This is a genomic window from Paenibacillus marinisediminis (assembly GCF_054343325.1).
Map to the genome: position 1 here is coordinate 13,686 of NZ_JBTGUH010000008.1, position 25,059 is coordinate 38,744.

Annotated in this window: 16 protein-coding genes; 4 read left to right on the top strand and 12 right to left on the bottom strand. The window is 41.6% G+C overall.

Going from position 1 to position 25,059, the window contains the following annotated elements; all coding sequences use genetic code 11:
* Positions 1-118 precede the first annotated feature (118 nt).
* From ACXX53_RS16885 to ACXX53_RS16915, 7 genes are read right to left on the bottom strand one after another with little or no spacing between them, the layout of a single operon-like run.
* Positions 119-736, bottom strand: coding sequence for a DUF1796 family putative cysteine peptidase (locus ACXX53_RS16885; RefSeq protein ID WP_458569848.1), 618 nt, complete (start codon positions 734-736; stop codon positions 119-121).
* Positions 737-790: 54 nt separating this feature from the next.
* Positions 791-4,858 (bottom strand): glycosyltransferase family 4 protein, encoded by a 4,068-nt coding sequence (locus tag ACXX53_RS16890; protein ID WP_458569849.1) that lies wholly within the window; start codon positions 4,856-4,858, stop codon positions 791-793.
* A 16-nt stretch (positions 4,859-4,874) separates the two neighbouring features.
* The gene (locus tag ACXX53_RS16895; RefSeq protein WP_458569850.1) at positions 4,875-6,548 is read right to left on the bottom strand and encodes a methyltransferase domain-containing protein; all 1,674 of its coding nucleotides are present in this window, start codon (positions 6,546-6,548) and stop codon (positions 4,875-4,877) included.
* Positions 6,549-6,580: 32 nt separating this feature from the next.
* Positions 6,581-7,705: a glycosyltransferase family 4 protein gene (locus ACXX53_RS16900; RefSeq protein WP_458569851.1), complete on the bottom strand. Its 1,125-nt coding sequence runs from the start codon at positions 7,703-7,705 to the stop codon at positions 6,581-6,583.
* Positions 7,706-8,956: an ABC transporter ATP-binding protein gene (locus tag ACXX53_RS16905; RefSeq protein ID WP_458569852.1), complete on the bottom strand. Its 1,251-nt coding sequence runs from the start codon at positions 8,954-8,956 to the stop codon at positions 7,706-7,708.
* A 20-nt stretch (positions 8,957-8,976) separates the two neighbouring features.
* The gene (locus ACXX53_RS16910) at positions 8,977-9,750 is read right to left on the bottom strand and encodes an ABC transporter permease (RefSeq protein WP_458569853.1); all 774 of its coding nucleotides are present in this window, start codon (positions 9,748-9,750) and stop codon (positions 8,977-8,979) included.
* Positions 9,751-9,769: 19 nt separating this feature from the next.
* The gene (locus ACXX53_RS16915; RefSeq protein WP_458569854.1) at positions 9,770-10,846 is read right to left on the bottom strand and encodes a mannose-1-phosphate guanylyltransferase; all 1,077 of its coding nucleotides are present in this window, start codon (positions 10,844-10,846) and stop codon (positions 9,770-9,772) included.
* A 236-nt stretch (positions 10,847-11,082) separates the two neighbouring features.
* On the opposite strand from ACXX53_RS16915, the gene ACXX53_RS16920 reads away from it, so the two are divergent.
* From ACXX53_RS16920 to ACXX53_RS16935, 4 genes are read left to right on the top strand one after another with little or no spacing between them, the layout of a single operon-like run.
* Positions 11,083-12,573, top strand: a complete 1,491-nt coding sequence (locus ACXX53_RS16920) for a sugar transferase (protein WP_458570022.1) — start codon at positions 11,083-11,085, stop codon at positions 12,571-12,573.
* Positions 12,573-13,709, top strand: a complete 1,137-nt coding sequence (locus ACXX53_RS16925) for a glycosyltransferase family 4 protein (protein WP_458569855.1) — start codon at positions 12,573-12,575, stop codon at positions 13,707-13,709. The genes ACXX53_RS16920 and ACXX53_RS16925 overlap by 1 nt, the downstream gene beginning before the upstream one ends.
* A gap of 17 nt (positions 13,710-13,726) precedes the next feature.
* Complete coding sequence (locus tag ACXX53_RS16930; protein ID WP_458569856.1) at positions 13,727-14,824, top strand: glycosyltransferase; 1,098 nt, start codon at positions 13,727-13,729, stop codon at positions 14,822-14,824.
* A 2-nt stretch (positions 14,825-14,826) separates the two neighbouring features.
* Positions 14,827-17,313, top strand: a complete 2,487-nt coding sequence (locus ACXX53_RS16935; protein WP_458569857.1) for an O-antigen ligase family protein — start codon at positions 14,827-14,829, stop codon at positions 17,311-17,313.
* A gap of 130 nt (positions 17,314-17,443) precedes the next feature.
* Here the strand turns inward: ACXX53_RS16935 and galU are convergent, their stop codons facing one another.
* The 5 genes from galU to ACXX53_RS16960 all read right to left on the bottom strand — a co-directional run bounded on the left by galU (position 17,444) and on the right by ACXX53_RS16960 (position 24,757).
* Positions 17,444-18,328, bottom strand: a complete 885-nt coding sequence (galU, locus tag ACXX53_RS16940; protein ID WP_458569858.1) for a UTP--glucose-1-phosphate uridylyltransferase GalU — start codon at positions 18,326-18,328, stop codon at positions 17,444-17,446.
* A gap of 156 nt (positions 18,329-18,484) precedes the next feature.
* A complete protein-coding gene (locus ACXX53_RS16945) occupies positions 18,485-21,037 on the bottom strand; it encodes a DUF3656 domain-containing U32 family peptidase (RefSeq protein WP_458570023.1) in 2,553 nt (850 codons plus the stop codon).
* Positions 21,038-21,265: 228 nt separating this feature from the next.
* Positions 21,266-23,143, bottom strand: coding sequence for a stalk domain-containing protein (locus ACXX53_RS16950; RefSeq protein WP_458569859.1), 1,878 nt, complete (start codon positions 23,141-23,143; stop codon positions 21,266-21,268).
* A gap of 75 nt (positions 23,144-23,218) precedes the next feature.
* A complete protein-coding gene (locus tag ACXX53_RS16955) occupies positions 23,219-24,376 on the bottom strand; it encodes a S1C family serine protease (protein ID WP_458569860.1) in 1,158 nt (385 codons plus the stop codon).
* 177 nt (positions 24,377-24,553) lie between these two features.
* Positions 24,554-24,757 carry a hypothetical protein gene (locus ACXX53_RS16960; RefSeq protein WP_458569861.1) on the bottom strand — a complete coding sequence of 68 codons (204 nt, stop codon included), beginning with the start codon at positions 24,755-24,757 and terminating at the stop codon, positions 24,554-24,556.
* Positions 24,758-25,059: the final 302 nt, after the last annotated feature.

Genomic DNA, 25,059 nt, shown 5'->3' on the forward strand with positions numbered 1-25,059 from the left:
TATGCTACTCTATCGTCCACACTTCTAATATTACGATGTAGTAGCTCCTAAATTACTGATTCAAACCAACATAGGTATCTAGAAATCTGTTAAGTTCGAAATGCCAGTAGGTTCTGAGTTATATGAGTTGTATCCCACTTAATACGTATTTCCAAGAATCATTGCAGCCCTGCCATCTACCTTCTGGGCTTGGTATTTGTACCATAACTACATTTTCAATATCACAATTTACATCAATTACGTTCTGCTCAACTGTATAATTTACAATTAAAAGTTTGTAATTATGGTGCAGTTTATTCAAGTTTTCGCATAACCTTATTATTTCTGCTCTTTCATAAGCTTGTGTCCTTACAAACAGTAATGAATTACTTTCTTCTATCACATTGTAGAATCGCAGAATTCTTCTGCTGACCATTTCTTTAAATTGACTATACTGTTCTACCCACGGCGTTTCACTACTAAAGTCATGAACCGATAAGCAATCATATTTCACGTCTCGAATTCTACGATGGTGCTCATCATGAATACCCTCATCTGTTATATTATTCATGCTCATAAAATCAACAAATTTGTTTTCTAAAAGCAGATTAAGTTTAGAAAGATCATTCATTACAAACCAATCAATCGGGCCACTGAATTTCCGTAGTTGATTTTCTTTTAATTGATAAGCAGTCTGACAACTAGAACCGATGCTTAGTATATTTTCATAACATCCCCATATTTCTTCCAGCTTCATCATTTCACCTCCAAGGAGCTAAAAAAAGTCACAGAAAGTGTCTGAACGAATAAATTAAAGAATACTATTCAAGTAATTATTTACTGATCGAGAAACCGCTGCCCAAGTATATTTTTCACTAACTTTATCCTTCCCTCGAATGCCCATTTCATGGCTAAGTTTAGGGTTATTCATTAACTCTTCAATCTTATCCTTCAGATTATGTGGATTAGCATATACACCGTTATATCCATCTTGGACCAACTCGGTGAACGCAGCACAGTTTTCATTAACGATAACCGGCTTCTTTTGCATCCAAGCTTCTAATAGTACAATACCGAAGCTCTCGCTCTCACTCATACTTACTAAGGCTGAGCATTCCTTTAAGGCCCCTAGAACTTCTTCTCTATCCAATTGTCCCATGTAAATAGTATTGGATGATTGAATTGGTTCTTTATCCTCGTCTTTCCCAATCATAACAAGTTTAAGTTTATTACCTTGATTGTTAAACGCATCTACTGCCTCAATGACTTGCTTGTAATTTTTAGATGCTGTTTTTCTCCCCAGTACTAAGAGGAACGGTGCAGAGTTATTATATTTTTTCTTAAACAATGAGCTATCTACGTGATTATATTCTTGCGGATCAATTGCTCCTCCAGGCGTCAATACTGCATTTGCACCTATCTTTTTATAAAAGAGATTATCAGCGATATTAGGCGATACAATAGAGCCTTTAACCTCTCTCAATGCTGTATAGTAAGATTCCCAATGGTAGAATTCATCCTCGATGTGAAAATGAGGAATAATAACACAAGGTTTATTATATTGTTTCGCGTATCTTGAAGCTAACACGGATGTGTAGAATGGAATACTATGTCCAATTACAACATCATAATCATTCATACTCTTATCTAACCATTGTTCCATTTCACTAGAGATAGGACCCCTTGTCTTCTGAAACGTATTATCTATACCTGGTGCACGCTTCTTAGCATTATCGATTAACCCTTCAATATATTGCTCAACATGTGTTTCTTTTAAATATGCCTTATAGTCATAGTTGAGAGGGATAGTAATATGCTCGTTTCCTAAGTTGTGCTCTAATTGAATGGACCTTACTTGTATTCCTAATTTACGGGGATCTATGTTCTTTATTTCTTTCGCTTCAGTTTGGATTTTAACATAGATGAATCCCTCAGTATCAACTGTCAGTTCGAATTGTCGATATACCTTCTTAGATAGTAACAGCTCATTCGAATCCGAATAAATATTTACTGTCTTCCAAGATGGTGATGATCCCGATAGAATAAGCCTCTTGGCATTATTCAAGTAAATTAATGCTTCGTTGCTTGACCACACCGAATAGCCGACTTCTTGTTTCTCTGGATAGAACCATCCACCTAATAGCATAGGTTTTGAATAATCATCTACAAATTTCAACGAGATATCTCTTGATTCATTCATCCACACTTCAAACAATTTCAAAGCGTTAATAAACATGGACTCCTCTGAGATCTCATCAACTTTACAGTAATGTACTTTCACATTCTGCAGACCCTCGACATATTTCTGTCCAATATGCTTCGTATATTCAAGACCAAAATGATATTTATGATATACATCTTTTATGTCTAAAGTCAGCACATCAATGGCATAGTCTCCAATGGAATTCAGTTCTTCTAGCATCTTCATCACATATACCTCTGCACCTCCAAGTGGAGGTGTGGTAAAGCGATAAGTGATAAACAACAGTTTCTTGCGCTTATCGCTGAGAAAATTCTGCTTAAGATATTCATCATATTTCCTTGCAAGAGCCAGCCAATTCACATCATTCTGAACATAAGTATAGGCATTATTAATTAACTCTGTCTTCAGCACCGCATTATTTATGAGATTAGAAATCTCAGATGAAAACGAATCTAGTTCACAAATTATTGCATGCTGTCTAGACAGTATCTTATATCCCCTTGCTCCAAAAACAGTTGTCACGACTGGAAGTCTATAGGAGAAATATTCTGCTAACTTAAGGTTCGAACCTGATCCCGAAAAAATAGGGTTAATTGCTATATCAGATACCCTATATAGAATATCCTTTATATGCTCATCTACCTTACCCATTAATATAACATTATCAGGAGTTATCTTTGTATAACTGTCACATACTGATCCGATTATTAAAAAGTAATACTCTCTATTGTTAGGTGCTAAACGTTCTATAATATACGACAACGCTTCTACGTTAGGTTGATGGGAACTGCCAATAAATAAGATTACCGGATGATTATTAAATACCTTTTTAATTGCATTCAAATCCTTATTAAATAAGGACTCTGGTTTCAGATCTACACCATTCTGAATCGTAATAACATTCTGACTGAGTTGAAGATTCAGTTCCTTCAATTTAATTCCATCTTCGTCAGAAACCGTTATGATCCCTTGACTTAGTTCACAAGCGCGAGATTCTACCTCTTCGACTAAGCTTATCAGTTTCTTGTATTCGGGATGATCCTTTAACAATGTTCTCTTAAGATCTACTTCACAATTATGGCTTTCGTATATAATTACTTTATTCGAATCTCGGATCAATCCAGCCATGTAGGGATGGGATAACACAATTACATCGGCAACATCCTGCAAAGTGTCATATACCTTTGCTAATAATTCATTTTTCCTCACCATGTAAGAACAAACTATGTCATTAGCGCTTATCCAATACTGTGAATTAACAGTTACTTCTTCACTTATATGCTCACTTGTCTTGGGTATAGAAACTTCTATGAAGGTATCTCTAATCGAAGTAACACTGATATTCGAATTGTCATTTAAACACAATAAGATCACATTATACGAATCGGATAGATGAGAATACAGTCTATTAATTCTAACTTGTCCGCCCGAAATAGCTTTTGAGCATTCAAAATCATTTAGTACTAAGATTGTATCCTTCATTTTCTTTTCCGGAGAGAGAGAATTAATTTCTTGTGCTACGTTATGTGCAATAGATTCCCAAGTGTAATTATTTACTATAAATTCCTTTCCTTGGCGAGATAAACTCGAGATAAGTTCACTTGAATCGGCTAACTGATCAAGAATATCTGAAAAGTTTAAACTATCTGCCAGTAAATAATGAACGCCATTTTTAAGATTAAGTCCTCTGGCACCTACATCAGTTGAAATCAATGGCAATCCAAATGCCAGGTATTCCAGTGTCTTCAAGTTTGTTCCCGCGCCAGAAAACATCGGATTTATAGCTATATCCGATGTCGTAAATAGTTCATGCTTTTTATCCTCACTTACTTTACCTAACAAGTGTACATTCTCAAGATATGAACCATTAAACGAGTCACAGCATCCTCCAGCTATAAGAAAATCTATGTTTCTGCACTTTGGAGCTACTTCACTGATAATATAATTAACTGCTTCAATATTCGGTGGATGTGAACTACCTATGAAGAATGCACTCAACAAGTTTTTTTTGCTATGATGCTCTAGTGCCTCGTTACGTCTTGTTGTCTCACTCGTATCCACACCATTTGGAGCTAACTTAACTTTTTGCGGACTTGCACTGAACCTTTCTTCGAATGACTTCTTTTCAATTTGAGAGGTAGCAAATATAAGTGCTGCTCCTTTGACAAGCTTTCTTTCAAGTCCTTCAATATAATCAATATACTTCTGACTATTCGGGCCATGCCAGATTTGTCTGACGAGATCCGACTCTAGATTGTGGCTGTTATATACCCTCGGTTTATTATCAAGACCAAAAAACAAATCATACTCTAACATATACGGAAATTCATGGATGATAATGTCACTCAAACTGTACAATTGCAGATACATCTCATGATATCTATTGTTGGTTCCTGCACTTAAAGCACATACTAAAGCGGAAACTTCAGAACCAATCTTCTCTAAATCCAAAGCCATATGAAGATCGCTATGAATGCCCTCTTTAGGAACTCTATATTCACGAAAAGTGTTGGAATGAGTAATTACTTCTTCTTTATGATGTGAATATGTTGGGGATAGCAGTGTAATATCAAAATAATTACTTAAGACATTATACATATGAAAGTAGCGTAACTCCCCTCCACTAGACGGAGGAGAGAACGCCGGAAAAAAGTTCAACACCAATATTTTCTTCAATAAGAACACCTCTTAATTATGCTTTGTAACCTACAATTGAAAAGTCCTGTTCCATATTGAATTTGTAGATAATTTCATCCACATATTCCTGCCCAGTATATACAGGCTCTTTGCGTTTATGCAATCGAATGATATTTGTATTGATAAATCCTCTTTGTTCAGCTATAAATTGAACCGTATCCGGAACTATTGGATTAATATGCGTAGGGTCGGATCTAAAGGTATAGGCACCTACCCATATGCTCTCTGGGTTTGGCGTCTCAAACAGCATAACTCCACCTGGCTTTAACACTCTTAATACTTCATCAAATAGCTGAATCAGTACTTTCAGCGGTATATGTTCAATAATGTGAAATCCTGTTACTGCTCGAAGCGAATTATCTTTCAAACTTCTCAGATATTCAAGCGCATCAGATTGATGAACTTGCAGCCCTATTTCACGACATTTATTAACCATTACGGAGTTCATGTCTACACCCTGAGCCTTGTAACCGTTCTCTGTTAGGAGCTCAAGCCATTCCCCTCTCCCACAGCCGATATCTAGGATAGGCGATTGTCCTGCCTCACCTTTAACCTCGTCAATTAATGACAGATACCTTTTCTGTCTATTCTTGATATCTTCCCGTGTCCCTCTGAACTTATCTTCAAATGAAACATACAAAGAATCAATAAATCCATCAGATACATTATCTAGAGTTTTTAATGTGTTACTTGCATTTTGATTTCTAAGGACATTCTTTCTAACTTCTTCAATTAATATAAGCAATCTGCGTTCTTGATTTAACAAATTGACCTTCAATTCCATCATTTTCTCATGTAATTCACTATTTGGAGACTGAGTAACTTCTTTCAGATAGTTAAGATCATTAGTTATCTCGTTGATGTGATTCATCACACCCATCATATTATTAGATATACTATCTTGATGTTCTATGATCTCACGAATTTGTTTGTCGATATAACCATTTATTTGCATATCGAGTTCAGCCTGGATGTACTCCTCTATGTTAACCTTAGTTGCACTCAACTTATTATTATATTCTCTTTCCACACTGCTTAATTTATCATTAAAATCCTTTTCTACACTGCCTAATTTATCTGAATGGTTTTGAATAATCGTATTCAAGTTAAAGATATCTTTTTCAACAATTGATACAATTTCATTCTTCTTATCAATCTGTTGCATATGTTGAACATATAAGTGAGATTGAAAGCCTTGAAGTGATTTTACAATCTTAGGAAGTCTTAAAAGAGATGAACCTAAATTAATTACATATCCGAGAACTGGAATCTTATATGCGGTATGAAAAATAAATGGAGCCATTAACCCCTTAATCTTCACTTTTTCTCTCTTTGCTTCTTTGGAGAAGCGAAGTCTGCCTAGTATATCAATTTTAGTCAATTTACCATTTCGTAGTTTTTTTAAATAGTACTGATAACCTTCAGGGTCAGGACTACGATGTAATATCCCTCTGTAGGCATTCATAATAAATTGCTCATCGTGATAATCTAAAAATTCTTTGATGGCATATTCCTGTTTCGCGTATATACAATCTTGTTGATCTGAAATAAGATTTTGATAGCTTCTATAATCAGAATTGTTTAGTTCCTCTACTTTCCTACCGTCAACTACATTCATTTCTTTATTAATTAAATTTAGGAGATCCTTTGCATTGATCTTTGGAACCATAGCAAGATACCCCTCCCTCTAGTTGATTATTTCTACAGCTTATTATAGATACTCATTGTATTTATAGCAGTAGCATCCCAATTAAATTGGTTGCTTCGTTGAATTCCTCTCATAATTAAATCTTGGCGTTTAACCTCATCCTCTGTCAGCTCACATATATATTTTGCTATTTCGTCAGCATCATATGGATTCACCAGTAGTGCCGCATGACCTGCTACTTCAGGCATAGATGATAGATTAGATGTAATAACTGGGAGACCTGATTGCATAGCTTCAATGATTGGAAGACCGAACCCTTCATAAAGAGAAACATAAACTAATGCGTCAGCCATGTTGTAAATACATGGAAGATCCTGTTCATCAACATAACCCACTATTCGAACTGATTTTCTCAAGTTATATTTATCAATCATATTATGAACTTCTTCAATTCCAAGTCCATCTTTACCTATTAGAATTAACTGTTGTTTTAATCCATACTTGCGCTTAGCGATTTCATAAGCCTGAATTAGACCTGTGATGTTTTTCCTGTGTTCTAAAGTACCTACAAACAACAGGAATGAATGATCAAACCCATACTTCAATCGTAAAGATTCAAATTGAAGTGCGTCATTTCTAGGTCTAAAATCGCGAGAAGCAGCCAAATGAGTGATATGAATCATTTCAGGTGTTACATTCAAAGTGTCAATCAATTCTTGCCTGACACTTTCAGATACCGTTATGATTGCATCTGCTTCCTCAATACTGTTTAACGCCCACTTCATATGGTGCTTTACTATTGACTCGCTTAGTAAATCAGGTAATTTTAAGAAAGAAAGATCATGAATTGTAACAACCTTTTTGGCGTCCCTAGTCGGGAGCAAAGAAAAATTAGTACCGTGATAAATATCAAATGAACGACTAAAATACTCTAGTTTTGCAAGAGAAAATAGCGCATCTAGATTTTTGTCCTTAAGCTTCTCGTATGGAAATGGCACCTTATAAATAGTCCCATTAGATGTAGCGATTCTCCAAGGTGGCTTAAGTCCATTACATATAAGTTTGATCTCTGATGAACTGTCATACAATAGGTTCAGATGTTTATAAAGATTGCTAGTATAATAGCCAACTCCTGTTCTGGACGACAACAAAGATATTCCATCCATTAATATCTTCATCTATTGAATATCCCATGAGTGCTTTAACTGGCAGATACCGATTCCTCTATCTGTTGATATTACCTGTATTTCATAGCATCCATAGTGATAATCATATGATGTTCCATTTACTTGATGCGCAGCAATATTAATCAGATAATTGCCGCCCATTAAATTCAACTCAGAAATATTAATTGTAACTCTACCTTTTGGTTCATCTTTAAAATATATAACATCACTGTTATAAGTGTTACTCCCGTAACAATCTCTTCCATCCATCGTCATGATTCCAAATCCAAATACTAAATCTTTGCCGATATCTTGATTTAACTCAAAATCAAATGTAATCGACATCTTATTTCCACTCGGAAATAGTCGTGAATCTTCTCCCTGCGCATTAAACATTCTTACATTACTAATTGCAACCTTCTGATTGCCCCATCGACTCCCCAACGTTCGCTCCTCAAATGTTGGTTCATCCACTACAAGCTCTATTTGATCCGGTTGTTGTACTGATGACTTTTCTGTTAATCTCTTTCCATCTTCCTTAGCTAAAAAATCCATGTACTCATTTACAACCGTTCTTGCTTCGCCAAATTGTACAATTTTGCCTTTATTCAACCATATTATTTCATCACACAACGTCTCCATCGTGAAGTTGTCATGTGAGACAATTACTATTGTCTTCTTTTCCATTTTAAGTTGCTTCAATTTATTAATACATTTCTTTTGAAATGAAGAATCACCTACGGAAAGCACTTCGTCAATGAGAAGAATGTCAGGATCTACGCTTATTGCCACAGAAAAGGCTAGCCTCATATACATCCCTGAAGAGTAGCTTCGAAGAGGATTATCAATAAACTCCTCCAATTCCGAGAACTCGATGATATCATTAAATCTTTCATCTATTTCTCGTTTGGTGAAACCAAGTATAGAGGCATTCATGTAGATATTCTCTCTACCTGAAAAGTCAGGATGAAATCCTGCTCCTAGCTCCAATAAACTAGAAACTCTTCCATTTGTCTCAATATCTCCGGAAGTAGGATATATAATTCTTGTCATAAGTTTCAACAAGGTACTCTTCCCAGATCCATTTCTTCCAATCAATCCAACTGTCGTACCTTTTTTAATATTACAACTCACATTATCTAAAGCCCAAAACTCTTCAACAGAACTTCGATTTCTATAAATCAATTTTTCTTTCAGAGTTACATTCTTCTCTTTATGTAACGTAAACTTTTTGGAAACATTAGAAATCTTGATAACATCCATACGTAACTCCTTTAGTAATATTATATTTCTTCAGCAAACCGCTTCTGCATCTTCGAGAAAATATAATGACCTAGTAGCAAGAAGATAATTGCAGTAATAAGGGATATCGATAAATTTACGAATGATGGAAGCTTACCATAGAACAAGATATCTCTATATGATTCAATAATAGTTGTCATTGGATTTAGGTAGAATAATTTTTGAAACTGTTCTGGTGCCATCGTAATTGGATAAATGATTGGTGTTATATAAAAGGCAGCTGTAAACAGTATCCCTATTATATGCTCTAAATCTCTAAAGAACACAGTTAAAGCAGATACGATATAGGAAATACCCAGTGTCATAATAGTTTGAATGGCAAGGATAACTGGGAACAACAATATTGTCCACTCAATGCTGATTCCAAAGAATATTAGAGAAGGAATCAGTATCACAACTCCAAATAAATAGTTGACTGCAGCCCCTAAGACTGTTGAGATAGGAAGTATTTCCCGAGGGAAAAATATCTTCTTAACTAGACTCCCGTTTCTAATAATAACCCCTGAACTAGACATAATTGCTGACTGAAAGAAAGTCCATGGAAGCATCGCAACAAATAAAAACATGGAATAATTCTCAATATTCATCCTCATGATAATAGAAAATACAACCGAATAAATAACAAGCAGTAATAGTGGATTTAAAAATGTCCAAAGAAACCCTAATATGGAGCCCTTATATCTTGTTCTTAAATCCGTTAACACCATACTCTTAAGCATCTGTCTATATGAGTAAAGTTCTTTAAGTTTAGACACCTGCATATCTCCTTAATTCTTATAGATATTGATCCATTTCCTGATCTCTGAGCTCTTTAATAATCTTTTTAATTTCCTGGGCTTTGTCTTTAGTACAAACCAATGTGATGTCATCCGTGTTAATAATGATCAAATCATTAACACCCAGAGTAGCTATTAATTTACCATCACTTTCCAATATGCAATTGCTAGTGTCGATATTAATCGCATTTCCTTTTATAACATTTCCGTTATCATCTACGGAGTTGATTCTTTCCAACGCCGTCCAGCTGCCAACATCATCCCAACCAAAATCACACGGAATCACATAAATATCTTTGACCTTCTCCATTATTCCATAATCGATAGACTGATCCGGCATCTTAGGGAACTCTCGACGAATAACTTCATTTCTATCTTCGTCTTGGAAAGCGACCTTCATCGTTTCAATTAGATCATGGACCTGGGGCATATGCTCTTGGATGTACCCTCTTATAACATCAGTTCTCCATACAAAGATACCGCTGTTCCAATAATAATTACCTGCTTCTAGATAAGAAGTTGCTGTATCAAGATCTGGCTTTTCGACAAATTTATCTACTTTGTGAACCTGTAAACCATTTACTGGTGTTATAATATTGGTGCTTTCAATATAACCGTAACCTGTCTCAGGATATGTAGGTTCAATGCCCAGCGTCACCAGATTCTTGCCTACCTGGCTCACTTCTGCTGCTGTTTCAAGTATGTGAAGGAATTCATCCTCATCCTTAATGATGTGATCTGATGGCAGGACAACCATGGTGCTATCTGGATAACGATCCTCGATAATAATTGATGCAAGCCCAACACAAGGAGCTGTATTTCGCCCCACTGGTTCAATTATGATATTCTCAACTGGCAACAATGGAATTTGAGCTTTGATTAACTCAGCATACAGCTCATTCGTTACCACAAATACCTGTTCGACAGGTATAAACTTTTGCAGGCGGCTGATACATTGCTGTATCATCGATTTGCTGCCTGAGATATTTAAAAACTGTTTGGGCAAGTTCGTCCGACTCTTCGGCCAAAAACGTTCTCCCTTACCACCAGCCATAATGACTGCCGTAATCGTCATATTAAAATACCTCCGTTGTTTTATATCCCAATTATCTATTATAATTTACTTTATTTTCAATATACAATGTAACATTCGCCATATGATACCTAATTCCTACAAAAAGAGTTATAATTAATGAAGCTCGACACATATATCTATCATCGTAACAATAAATCATGCAAATTTCTACATATATATATTTGCAATAGTACTGTAATAAAATTTAGCATATGGAGGAAGCTGCAGTGGAATATATGTACGCTAAGGAACGAAAGCAGGATACTTTCTTACCTTCCATAGAATTGAATAAAAAAATAGAGAGCAAGCGAATGACTATCAATCTATTGTCCATCTTATTCGTAGCTCTTGAAGGTCTAGCACTCACCCTTATCTACTTTTTGTATTATGCTTGGCGAATTCACTTGGAGTTTAACGTGCCGCTAGAGCTATTTGAGTTGGCTAATCCTCGGTTCTCTTATTATTTATACTTTTATATAATATTCGCTTTAGTTTATGGCTTCCTGACGTATAAATATCGATTGCACACCTTTATAGCAACTTCCGGTCTAATAGATGAGATCCTCAAATCTACTCGGGCTTTATCTTATGCGATTGTTCTAGCAGTTGGATTGGGCTTCTTATTTAAGCTAACCGACTTGTCACGAATCGTCATTATCCTGTTCTGGTTCTCGGCGATTGGAACAAATGTGATCTTACGTTTCCTCAAACGTCGACTTTATCTGAGCTTGAATCAAAGCGGTCTTCTTTCCCGCTCAGTAGTTATCATTGGTGCTGGAAAGGTAGGTACCTCCCTGATTGAAGAATTTCAACAGCACAAGTGGCTTGGCTATCATGTTGTCGGATACATAGACGATTCTGTCGAAGAACCAATCGCAGGTATTCCCTGTCTCGGACCAACAGGAAAGATTCGTGAAATATTCAACAGTAATCTGATGGCTGATGAAATTATCATTACCATTCCGTCTGAAAGACCTCTTGTACAATCCATCATTGCTGACTTCCGCAAATCGCCGATTGAGATCAAGGTAATCCCTGATATGTTTAATCTCGTATTGGGGACGGTACAGGTCGGCAATATTAATTCACTGCCTACCGTATCACTTGTGCGTACACCGATGCGAGGATATGGCTTATGGTTAAAGCGATTGGTTGATTATACGCTAACGACAATTGCCTTTGTTCTAACACTGCCAATTACGTTATTTACAGCTGTCTGTATCAAGTGTGAATCAAAGGGGCCTATATTCTATAAGCAAACACGAGTAGGAAAGAACGGAAAGCTATTCTACATGTACAAGTTCCGCTCAATGGTGCAGGATGCAGATCAGTTGATTACAAAGCTAGCTCAGGAGAATGAGGTTGAAGGAATAGCATTCAAGATGAAGAACGATCCTCGAATTACAAGAGTGGGTCGCTTTATCCGCAAGTATTCAATCGATGAGCTTCCTCAGCTGCTCAACGTCCTTAAGGGTGATATGAGTCTTATTGGTCCGAGACCTCCGCTCGAGATGGAAGTTGAACATTATAGTGACTGGGAATGGCGACGACTAGAGGTGCTCCCTGGTATAACAGGCTTATGGCAGGTTAGCGGTCGAAGTGATCTATCCTTCCAGCAGTGGATGAATCTTGACGTGTATTATATCGAAAATTGGAGCTTAACACTCGACATCAAGATCCTTTTAAAAACGATACCTGTTGTGCTTAAGGGAGAAGGAGCTTATTAATGAACATTTGCATCGACGGCCAGCCTCTTGTCGTACCTTTGACAGGGATAGGCCGCTACACAGCTAAATTAATTGAGCACCTTCCGCAACATCTTAACGTAACAGTAGGTATGAATCAGATAGCCAAGAAACGTGAAGTGTATCCAATCTCACGTGATCATTTCTCCATGTATAATAGTCGTTATCCATATAAGGTGATCCGACGTCTGATGAGACCGAATATGTTGTACAGTTTCCCTTATGACTTTCGATCTTCGTCACCTTTTGACATCTTTCATGGAATAAACTTTACCTATATGCCGATAAAGCATAAGCGTCATGTCATCACCATTCACGACTTAGCCTTTATGAGGTATCCTGAAACGACAAGTCAAAAAATATACAATCACCATATGAAATGGGTGCCCTACTGTGCTGAACATGCAGATCATATCTTAGCCGTATCCGAAGCAACCAAATCAGACATCGTGGAGCTATTGAATATCGAACCAGATCGAATAACCGTGACGCCTTTGGCGGCTGATGATCAATTCCAACCTTTAGAGAATGAATCTATCGATAAGGTTATTAAGAAACACGGGCTCCCAGATCGGTATATACTATACGTCGGTACAATAGAAGCCCGTAAAAATCTATTAACACTAGCTAAAGCCTTTCATATGATACAGCAGCGTTATCATACTGACTACAAGCTCGTCATCGTAGGGGCAAAAGGCTGGCGGACATCTCCGTTATACGAATATATCGAGCAACACCAGTTGAGTGATGATATTCATTTTACTGGTTATATACCAGACGAGGATCTTCCTGCTCTCTATAATAAGGCTGCTCTTCTAGCTATGCCTTCTTGGTACGAAGGATTTGGATTACCGTTAGTAGAAGCGATGAAGTGCGGAACACCTGTTATCGGATCTAATGTATCCTCTATTCCTGAAATAATCGGAGCACCTGATCTCTTATGCAGTCCTCACGAGCCTGAACAATGGGCGGATAAGATCTTTGAGATTATTCATAATGAATCCTTGTATCAGAAGAGACAACAACAAGCTCTTGCTAGAGCCTGCTTATATAGTTGGAATCATACTGCTGAGATTACAGCTGCTGTGTATCAGCAAGTGATGGATTCCAGAAAATAATATGTAGGAGTTATGACATGAACCTAGCCATAGTCCATGATTATATCAATCAGCACGGTGGTGCTGAGCGAGTATTGGAAGCGTTTATGGAGCGCTATCCAGAGTCACCAATCTATACGTTGATCTCCAATCTGGACAAGATGCCAGAATCGTTTAAGCATGCCGACATCCGAAACTCATTTGTGCAAAAGCTGCCGCTAGCCCAGAAACACTATAAGAAAATGCTATCACTGCTACCACTAGCAGTTGAGCAGTTTGATCTGCGTGAGTATGAGGTTGTCTTATCCACCTCAAGCGCATTTGCCAAAGGAGTAATAACAAATACATCCCAGACTCACGTCTGCTACTGCCATACACCAATGCGATATGTTTGGGATCTGTACCATCAGTACATGGCAGAGCTTCGCAACCCAATATTTAAGTTTGTGCTGCCGCGAGTGCTGCACAAGATTCGATTGTGGGATCAAGCAACAGCGCAGCGGGTGGATTATTTTATCGCTAATTCTAACAATGTCGCCAAACGGATTCACAAATACTACGGACGAGAATCAGTTGTCATTCATCCTCCGGTTTCTACGGAGCAATTCACACGGTCCGATCAAATAGAGGATTACTTCTTAATCGTATCCCGTCTTATTCCATATAAGCGAATCGATCTGATCATTGAGGCGTTCAATCAGTTAAAGTGGCCGTTAGTTATCATCGGAGATGGTTATGATCGTAAGCGTCTAGAAAGCTTGGCAGGATCAACTATTACTTTTATGGGCTATCAATCCGATGAAGTAATTGCTCAATACTACTCACGATGTCGCGCCTTCATATTAGGAGGAGAAGAGGACTTTGGAATAACTCCTCTTGAAGCTCAAGCATCTGGTAGACCTGTTCTAGCATACGGTAAAGGCGGCGCGCTCGAAACTGTAATTCAAGGTGAAACTGGACTGTTCTTTGAAGAACCCACTGTCACATCTGTTGTCCGACGTGTGCAGGATATCTCAAGCATTGAGTTCGACTCTGTTCGTATACAGCAGCATGCTCACACCTTTAATAAGCAGCAATTTATTGAGCGCATAAACGAATTTGTGTTTAATGCACATCAGAAGAGGAGTGTAACATAATCATGTCACAGTACGGTTATAGCAGCAAAGCAAGTAAATCTGCTAAAAATTCTAAGAGTAGTACACCGCGGCCCTTAGAAAGCAAGATTCTAGTCTGGATGATTGGTCTATTTCTAGTATGGGCTCCCTACCAAGTCGCTCTATTTAATGGATTGACGTGGAGTTTTGATAAGCCTATTTTCACCGCGGTATTGATGACATCCGTTATCGCTCTGGTATCCATTCCTTTCCTTAGAAAAGCACTCAAAGAAGTTAATACAAAGACAATTCTAGTCGCATTAAGCATATTGATACCTGGGAGCTACTTACTGTCATTAACAACCGCTGTCTCTAGTTCTTCAGCTACCAATATGGTATTAATCACAAGTACGTACTTTATCTTCTATACGATTTCGGCATACTTGTTTGAAGATAAAAGAGTCAATACAATTATGCAATGGATTATCATAGGTACAGCCTACAGCATAGTAGCATTCGGTCTGCTGCATTGGCTAAATAGTACGAAATGGCTTAGTGTCATACTGGGCTGGTTCATTCCAATTGGCCCGGATGGTAAGTTTAACGAAGCTGTATTACCTACAGTCGATGGCCAGCGTCTCACTTCTGTGTTCCAGTACGCAAATACATACGCAGCTTACTTAATGGCATTCTTGTTTACTGCCCTATTCATGACAGGTGTCGCGCGTAGATGGTGGGAGAAGGCTCTGCATAGCTTCATGCTCGTGCCGATCATTTTATCTATATTCTTAACTCTATCACGCAGCGGTTTGGTGCTTCTGCCAGTTGTCTTCGTTATACTGCTCGTATTCTTAAAGCCGCATCGTCAGTTGATGTGGATCCTTCATCTAGCTGTAAGTGGAATGGTTACGCTGATAATTATGAATCCTGTTACAGAGCTCGGACTGGCTGTACAGGAAACATTCAGCTTTTCACAATCCTTTAAGGGTTGGGCATTCATTCTAATTGGTTCCGCCATATCAGCGGCAATCTCATATGCATTGGAACGCTGGGTATCGCCATGGTTAGAAGCCAAGTTTAGCGGTCTAACTTCTAAGAAGTGGGGTAATTTCCTTTTCCCAATAGGTGGGATGATCTTAGGAGGATTGCTGCTGTTTGTATTCACGGGAACAAGTGCTAAGAATGTGCTTCCTGATAGCATCCAAGCTCGTCTTGAAACGATTAATCTTAACCAGCACAGTGTATTGGAACGTATCACGTTCTATAAGGATTCAGCTAAAGTTATCGCTGATTACCCGCTGATTGGTGCTGGCGGCGGCGCATGGGCAGCTATGTACGAAGAGTATCAGAACAACCCTTATACTTCAAGACAAGCTCACAGCTTTTACATGCAGTATCTGGTTGAAGTTGGTATCATTGGATTCCTAATCTTTGCCATTTTCTTATTTACTATTTTTTATCAGTATATACGTACCTTTATACGAGCTACACAAGAGGAACGCGATAGCTACTTCCCATATTTCATCATAGCTGTGTCTATTCTTGTTCATAGTGTGATGGACTTTAATATGAGTTTTGTATATATAGCTATATTAGTATTTATATGCCTAGGCGCAATGACTGCATCTATTGATCATAAGCCTCTGAAGAAGATAAAGTGGCAGCCAAAGACACTCCGAACATCGCTTAGTATTTTCATCGGTCTTCTAGCTGTTGTATTGCTGTTCACATCCATAACGTTTATATCTGCTACTAATGGATACAAACAAGCGACCACCAATCTTCAAACTAGCAACGATTATAATGTGATTACAGCACCGCTTGATAAAGCGCTAAGCATAAGACCGCATCACCCGGATTATGTAAGTTTAAAAGCTAACTTGCTGACCCAAATTTATAAGCAGACACAAGATGAATCCTACTATGATGCATCTTATACCTTACTGCAGGAAGCGCTGAAGTATGAACCGAACAGTATGAACCTGTACGTTCAACTAATCAATCTATACTCCACTAAAAATATGGAGAAAGAAATCTTAAGCGTCTACGAGCAGAACTTGCACCGTTATCCTTGGAATATCAAGTGGATTGAAGGTTACATGCGTTCAGCTTCACGTTTAGCCTACATGTCAGTTGGCGATCAAGCAGAAGTCGATAAGTATTCTGCCGTCGTGATGGACATGCTGAAATATGTTGAAGATGGCATGGAGTACCTCAAGACTCTTCCAGAGGGGCAACTGCAAGGTCGAGTATTTGAGATTACACCGAAGGTTGCTCTACATGTTGGACAGATCTACTACTTGAACGGCAAGACGCAAGAAGCGTACGACTTTATGAAGCCGCGTCTGCAAGAGCAGCTTATTAACTTAGAGGATACTTCTGATATGAGCAATATTGAACTGCATCGCTGGTACATTGCCATGTCTGAGATCCTTGGCGCTAGAGATCAGGCTGCTTATGATAAGCTAATTGCATTCAACCCTGAAGAAGCGAAAGAAATTGAAAAGATTATCAATACACCAATTAAATAGTACGTGAAATGCACTGAAGGGAAGCCCTTGTCGTTATGCGACTTGAGCTTCCCTCTTCTTATGTCTATCAAAAAGAACAGACCCTCACTCCTCCAAAAGAATGCGGGTCTGTCCCTATCAATAATAATGATTAGTTCGTTAACAATTGAGCTTCTTCCAGCTTCTCTGCCATATAGCGCAGCAGATCCTCTCTTAGCTCCGGCCGCTGCAATGCATAGTGAATGGTCGTTTCGATGAATCCTAGCTTCTCTCCCACGTCATGCCGATGGCCTGTAAAATGATAAGCCAGAACCTGCTCCTTCATTCCAAGCTTAGCAAGGGCATCGGTTAATTGAATCTCACCGTTCACACCCGCCTCTTGCTGATCCAGCAATTCAAAGATACGCGGCGTCAAGATATAACGCCCCATAATCGCCCAGTTGGAAGGCGCTTGATCAACAGGCGGCTTCTCTACCAAACGATCCGAGCGCATAATCCGTTCTGTTAACTGTTCTCCTGCAACTACACCATAACGATGGACTTCTTTCCAAGGTACAGGCTGAACTCCGACTACAGTGGATTCATAATCATCGTAGACATCCATCATCTGCCGCAGGCATGGAGTATCTGACTCTACCATATCATCCCCCAGCAGCACGGCAAACGGTTCGTTGCCGATGAACTTGCGGGCGCACCATATCGCATGGCCTAGCCCACGAGGTTCTTTCTGACGAATATAGTGAATGTTCGCCATCTCAGAGGATCTGCGCACCTCTTCAAGCAGCGATATTTTTTCTTTCTCAAGCAGCGCATGCTCGAGCTCATAGTAATTATCAAAATGATCCTCAATCGCACGTTTGCCTTTACCTGTAACAATAATGATGTCCTCAATACCAGACGCTACAGCCTCTTCCACTATGTATTGTATGGTCGGCTTATCGACGATCGGAAGCATCTCTTTCGGCATAGCTTTCGTAGCCGGCAAGAATCGGGTACCGAGACCAGCAGCAGGAATAATCGCTTTACGAATCTTCATGGGTTCCTCCGCGTCATGTTATGTTATAAGCGCTTCAGCACTGCTTCAATTATACATGATACGAATCACTCAGGCATGCTATTCCACTACAAATACTTTACAACTATAAAAAAGCGATTGCGTGGACTCATCATCCGCGCAATCGCTTATCGTAAGTTACTTCACCAGCTGCCCGCGCGTTACGCCGAGCTGGTTCGTTGCCTTCAGCTTGCGCCACACCTGCGTGCCGCTGATCTCGCCGCGCAGCGCGCGGGTATAGAGATCGAGGACCTCGGAGACCTGCTCTGCCGTCTCCTCGAGGAATTCCACGCGGTAGGTACCAACGCCCAGTTCAAGGAAGTGCGACAAATATTCCGCACCCGACTGCTCGATGGCGTTGTACACCGTGTTGCGGCAGCCCTCGTCCACGCGGACCGGATGGGACATGCCGATACGGTCACGTAGGGAAACGCGATGCTCCTCGCACGGGCGGCCGCAGTTAGTAAAGTCCGTTCCTTCGCTTAAGAACGTACAATACACGCAGTGTTCGGTATGGAACATCGGCAGATGCTGGTGGATGACGATCTCGAGCATCGTCGTATCCGAATTGCGCAGCATATCTACCATCTGCTGAATGTTCAGGTCATAGGAAGGCGTGATGCGATCCAATCCCGCTTCCGTAAACAGCTGAACGGCCTTGTGATTCGCCACGTTCAGCGAGAAATCGCCGATCAGCTGCGGGAAGCGCTCGGCAACGTCAGCATTCGCGCCTGCTTCCGCTTGAGCCTGCTCCCACTCCGCCTTCGCCTGCATGTAAAACTGCAAGGCGCCCGTGTTGCGAACGAGAACGGCATCCGGCTTCAGCTTCAGGATGTTCTTATGGTAGCCGTTCTCGTTCGGCATATGAATGCGCGGTGTTACCAGCGCAATCGGTTTGCCCGCCGCGCGGCACGCTTCGATCGCCGCCGGGAACTGCTTAATAAACTCGAAGTCGGCGTATATCATCGCCGCCTCGGTCTTCACCGCCTGCTGCACCTGTTCCAAGGTGCGGCACAGCGCGGTCAGGCGCGCAGCGCCATACGGCACCGCCGTGTGTTCCACCACGGCGTCGCTAAACGCGTCCGCTGCGCGATGCTTCACGTACACCGGCGGCTTCGGCCGCTCGCCAGTCAACGCCTCAACCGCGCGGCGGCGAATCGCGTTCAGCTCGCGCATCGGCACGATCACGTTGCCTTCTAGGGCAACGTCCAGCTGCTCGAGCTGATACAGCGTGCCGCCTAAGCGGCCGAGCTGCTCTTCCAGCAGCGCCTTATCCATCGGGCGCTTCTGCGCTTCCTCCAGCGCCAGCTCCGAATCTACCTGCACCGTCGTGCCCTTAGGCACATCGGTCCACCAAGTGCGGAGCGGCTCGCCTACACGGCCCTCCACGCGCACATGCACCGGGAATACCCGATACGGCTTCTCCGTCTCAAATGTCGCGCGCATCCGCTTATCCAGCGCGGGATCGCTCGTCTTCCAGATCCGATCGCCGACCTTCACGCGGCGCAAATTCACATCATTGCGCCCTGGCACGATGTCCACGATCCAGCCTTCCTCGGCTTCGCCTTCCAGCTTCACACCCTTGCGGCGCACGTCATACACGCGTCCGCCTTCTTCCTTCTGCGTCGGATCGCCCGCATCGAAGCCGATGCCGTCGCCGCGCTTCAGCGGCGCTTCCAGCTTGCACACGACGCCGTCACGCAGCACCTGCTCCACGCGGCCCAGATACACGCCGCGGCTCTTCGGGAACGTGCCGTCCACGAGCTGCTTATTGTTCGTGCCCTTCAGGAAGCCGTGCGTAAAGCCGCGTGAGAAGCTCTGCTGCAGCTCACGTACATCTTCCTTCGACGGGCCCGTCCACTTGCCATCAAAATAATCATCTATCGCCTTGCGATACTTGCTCACTACGTTCGCCACATACTCCGGCTGCTTCATGCGGCCTTCGATCTTGAACGAAGTCACGCCCGCCTCGATCAGCTCCGGCACGATGTCGATCGCCGCCAAGTCCTTCGGCGACAGCAGGTATGTCACATCCCCCATTGGGTGATGCTCGCCGTCGACCATCATATCGTACGGCAGGCGGCATGCCTGCGCGCACTCGCCGCGGTTGGCCGAGCGGCCGCCCCACATCTCGGACGTCAGACATTGTCCCGAGTACGACACGCACAGCGCGCCGTGGACAAATACCTCCATCGGCAGCTTCGCTTCCTCGCCTATTTTCTGAATCTGCTTCAGATTGTTCTCGCGCCCGAGCACAACCCGCTCCATACCATACGGCTTCGTGAACTCCGCCGCTTCAGGAGAAGTAATCGTCATCTGCGTCGAGCCGTGAATCGGGAAGTCCGGCGAGATCTCGCGGATCATCTTCACCAAGCCCAAGTCCTGCACAATAACCGCATCTACCCCTGCCTCCACACACACCTCGATCAAATGCTGCGCATCCTTCAGCTCATCCTCGAACACGAGAATGTTAAACGTCAAGAATCCCTTCACTCCGTAGCTGTGCAAATACGACATAATCTCAGGCAGCTCATCCATCCGAAAATTGTTCGCACGCGCACGCGCATTAAATTTTTCAACACCAAAAAATATCGCATCCGCGCCATTCGCCACCGCCGCGCGCATACAATCCCAGTCGCCCGCAGGCGCCAACAACTCTATATCTTCACGTTGAATCATCTTCGTATCCATGTTAACCTCCGTTAGAAGTGCCCTCTCAAGAGCTCCAATAATACAGTTTACCCCATTCCATAGCGCTAATCTACCTCCTTGACTATGAAATGTTTCACAAATAACAACCACTCCCAAACTCGCATCAAAAAAAGAGAAATCCCTCACGAGATTCCTCCTATAACCGCCCTACTTCCTAATATACGCTTTCAGATGCTCTAATGCCTTCATACCCGCTCACCCGCACGACTACTTCACAAACTTAAACGACTCAATCGCCTTCAGGAACTGCTTCTCCACATTCTCGGAATAACTTGATTTATAGTCACTGATACATATTGCGATTACATCTGATCCTGCCTCTACATAGGCAGCATGCCAGATACGCTCGAAATCGTCGCGGTCAAACTTATAATCGTACTTCAAGATCCGCACCTTATGGCCGTTGATCACTTTCGTCTCGTCCAAAACATTGTTGTAGATCATATCTTGCTCCGCGAAGTCCTCATCATCAATCAGCTTTACATCCAAGAGACTTGTATCTTCAAGCTTGAATACACCCATCATATCGCCAAACGGAGGTGCGAATTCGTACCAACCTTCCTCATCCTGCTCAAATGCATGCCAAGCCTTAGGCAGTTCGATGGATGCTGATAGATCCTTCAGTTCATGCTTCACCACCGCATCCCACGATTCCATATAACCGAAGGTGCCAAGCGAGTCTTTGATCTTGGAAGCGTCGATCTTGATAGACTTGAGAATATGTTCTACTGCATCACTTGTGCCATTCTCGATATAATTATCCGATATGAACAAGTTCAAGTTGTAGCTGCCATCTACGACGTACAACACATACTGAGTATACTTGCCCTTGCCTACATTCATGACCACGCGCTGCAGTATGCCTTCTTTGCCATCGGCAAGCTTATAAGGCTTCTCCTCTATGAGCTTCACTACACCTGGTTGATAGACACGAGCAGTATAATCATTGCGTGCCTTCACAACCTGTGCAGCAGTCAGGCCCTTAGCGTCCTGCATGCTGATCTGGAATTGATACATCCCGTACTGCGAATACGCATAGCCATACTCTGTATCCGTTGTCCAGGTTACCGGCAACGTCACTTCAACACCATACTCGTCATAAACTACACTTCGTTCGCTTTGTTGATTAGGGTCTTTCTGGTTGGCCGGCACTCCGCTCAAAACATACGCTGGACGGAAGCTGTTAAGCATGCCATCAATTGCCGCAGCGTCCACGCCATACGCACTTAGCACATAATTCTTTTCATTTGCCTGATAGATTCGGTATATGGCCTCTTCTCCTAATGTGCCGTCTTCCAAATATTCTGCCGCAGTCACTTGCGCATATGGATAGTTTCCAATTTTCCCTGTGATACCATTGATAATCTCCATAGAATCGAACTGACCATCATTGGTGAGGGCTGCCATCAACTGATCCGCACTGTCCGCAGTTTCATCGATGACATAGTCCATTTCCATGGTCACATACTGCTCTCCGCTAGTATCTGAAAATGTTGTCAGACCGACATCCTGATCATCCACATACAACCACTCATCAGGAAGATAGATCGACCATTTATCAGCACTGCTGCCCACTCGAGACATATCTGCTTGCGCTTCCTTCGCATCCCAGCTCACAATTGTCTGACCGCCAGTGCCTAGTTTTATCGTAGCATTGATCGCTTCTGTGACAGGTCGAATCGGAACCATCAGATTTCCGTTGTTCACAACAGGCGCAGTAGGCATCATAATCGCTTTTCGATTCGATAACGCATACACTTCGCCGACTGCCATCTCTATCTTTCGATTGCCAGCCGCAAGTATAAATTCTTCATTAGGCACTGTCCAGTTAAACGTCATGCCAAATGCCGACTTCAACGTGCTGATCGATACCAATGTGCTGCCATTTACTTGAAACGGCTTCGGAATCTTAAGATTAGTTCCGTTTGCAACGGCCTGATCGCTGCCAACTTTATAGCGCAGTTCCTTTACCGTCGAAGCTGCCGCAGCCTCAACGCTAGCCACACCAACAGTTGCTAGACTTACACCCTCAAGCAATAAAGCCAATGCCGCGATAACCGCCAGCCACTTTCGCCCTTTGAACATATGTATTTTCACCCTTATCTCATATTGAATGCACTATACTTATGATATAGGAATATTATGGGATTACATATAGTTCTAGTTATCTACTTTTCCTAGCGTAACATTTACTGAGGTCTTCTTTCCTTTTGAGAGCAGCGTAAGCTTCGCCGTATCCCCAGGCAGTTGTCCCTTCAGCGCTTCATTAACGTCTGCCAAGGTGCATACTTCCTTCCCATTCACCTCGAGCAACGTGTCTCCCGCTTTAATTCCAGCATTCTTCGCTTGTGGGCTGATGACATTGGTTATCTTCAACGATCGATCCGTCGGCAGACCAACCGAAGCCGCCCAATTCTCTTCGACCGCAATCCCGATGGAAGGCCGTCTCAGTTCCCCATAATTCAGAAAATCATTCACTACCCACCTTACGGTGTCCACGGGAATCGCAAAACCCATATTATCAATGTATTCTCCATAATACTTAAGCGTATTAATTCCGATAACCTCGCCATCCATGTTAACTAACGGTCCTCCGCTGTTGCCTGGATTAATGGCCGCATCTGTCTGAATCAGCTTGTATCCGTTGTCCACTACGCGATCCATGCCGCTCACGATTCCTGCTGTTACCGAATTCTGCAGGGCAAAAGATATTGGCGTTCCAACGGCAACCACTGTCTCACCTACTTCCGTCTTGCGAGATTCTGGAGCCAGCGTCGCGGGCTTCAAGCCTTTAGCTTCGATTCGTATAAGTGCGAGATCTGTGAGCTCATCCGAGTATATCTTGGTTACAGGATAAGACTTGCCATCAGGGGTCACGACGAGCGGCTTCTGCATTCCACTTATGACGTGAGCATTGGTAACGATCCATCCCTCTTGTCGGATCACGACACCTGTTCCATGAATAATGGCATCGCGCGGGTCTTTAACCTTGCTAACCATTTCCTTATCTTGACCGATGATCGCTACAACAGACGGGCTTACTTTCTTCACCACAGAAGGTATGGATTTCACATTCAACACATACTTCTTCGTGGCAGGATCATAGGTTCCACCCTCTCCAACCGTTGCAGCAACCGCATTGGCTTCAATATAAGTCTTTCCATCTACCTGTACCGTAGGAAATGAAATCGACTCCGCATACACAGCCGCAGGCGCACTCAGCATCATAACTGCTGCTGTTATGGCTACTAATCTTAACCCCATGGATCGACCTACTAAATGACGTTCAGCATTGTCCTTTGAAGCCGCTTTTAACAATGGATGCACTCTCCTCTTAAACCATATTCTATCTTTTTATAACCTATTGTTAAGTTCTTGTCTATACAATAAAAGACTCCCTGATACCATTATCAAAGAGTCTTTCAGCACTTATGAATCTCCATTCATGAAGCAGAATGATTATGTATGAATTACGATCTTCTTGAAGCTATCGGGTTACCAACCTTTAACCATGATGACATCAATAACCAGGAATGCGAGCAAGCTCACTGTGGCGAAGCCGAGCGCGAACAAATTTTTAGGACGTTGCTTAATCTGGCGAACGACAGCCCATGCCAATATTAACGTAATGGCAATAATAATCAGATCAAACCAATGAAACAAGCTCTGGCCTTCAGCTGCCCCCTCTGCTAGAAACATGATGCGACCTCCCTTAATAGACACATTTTACCTATCTTTTCCTATGTTATATTTAACCAGATTTTGATGCAAGTTAATTTTTGTAATTTTAACAGGATTGCCACACTTTTGTCACGTGTTAACCATTGCAATCAGCATCCGCATGACAATCTTCACTGCTAACGGCGAGTACACACTGATTATAAGCAATATGCGGGATTTCCATCAGAAATACTGATAAACCATTTATACTTCCAACAATTTACATCTTATTGGAAACGTGATACGATTAGATCAATTTCATATCTGATTAATCTTATCGG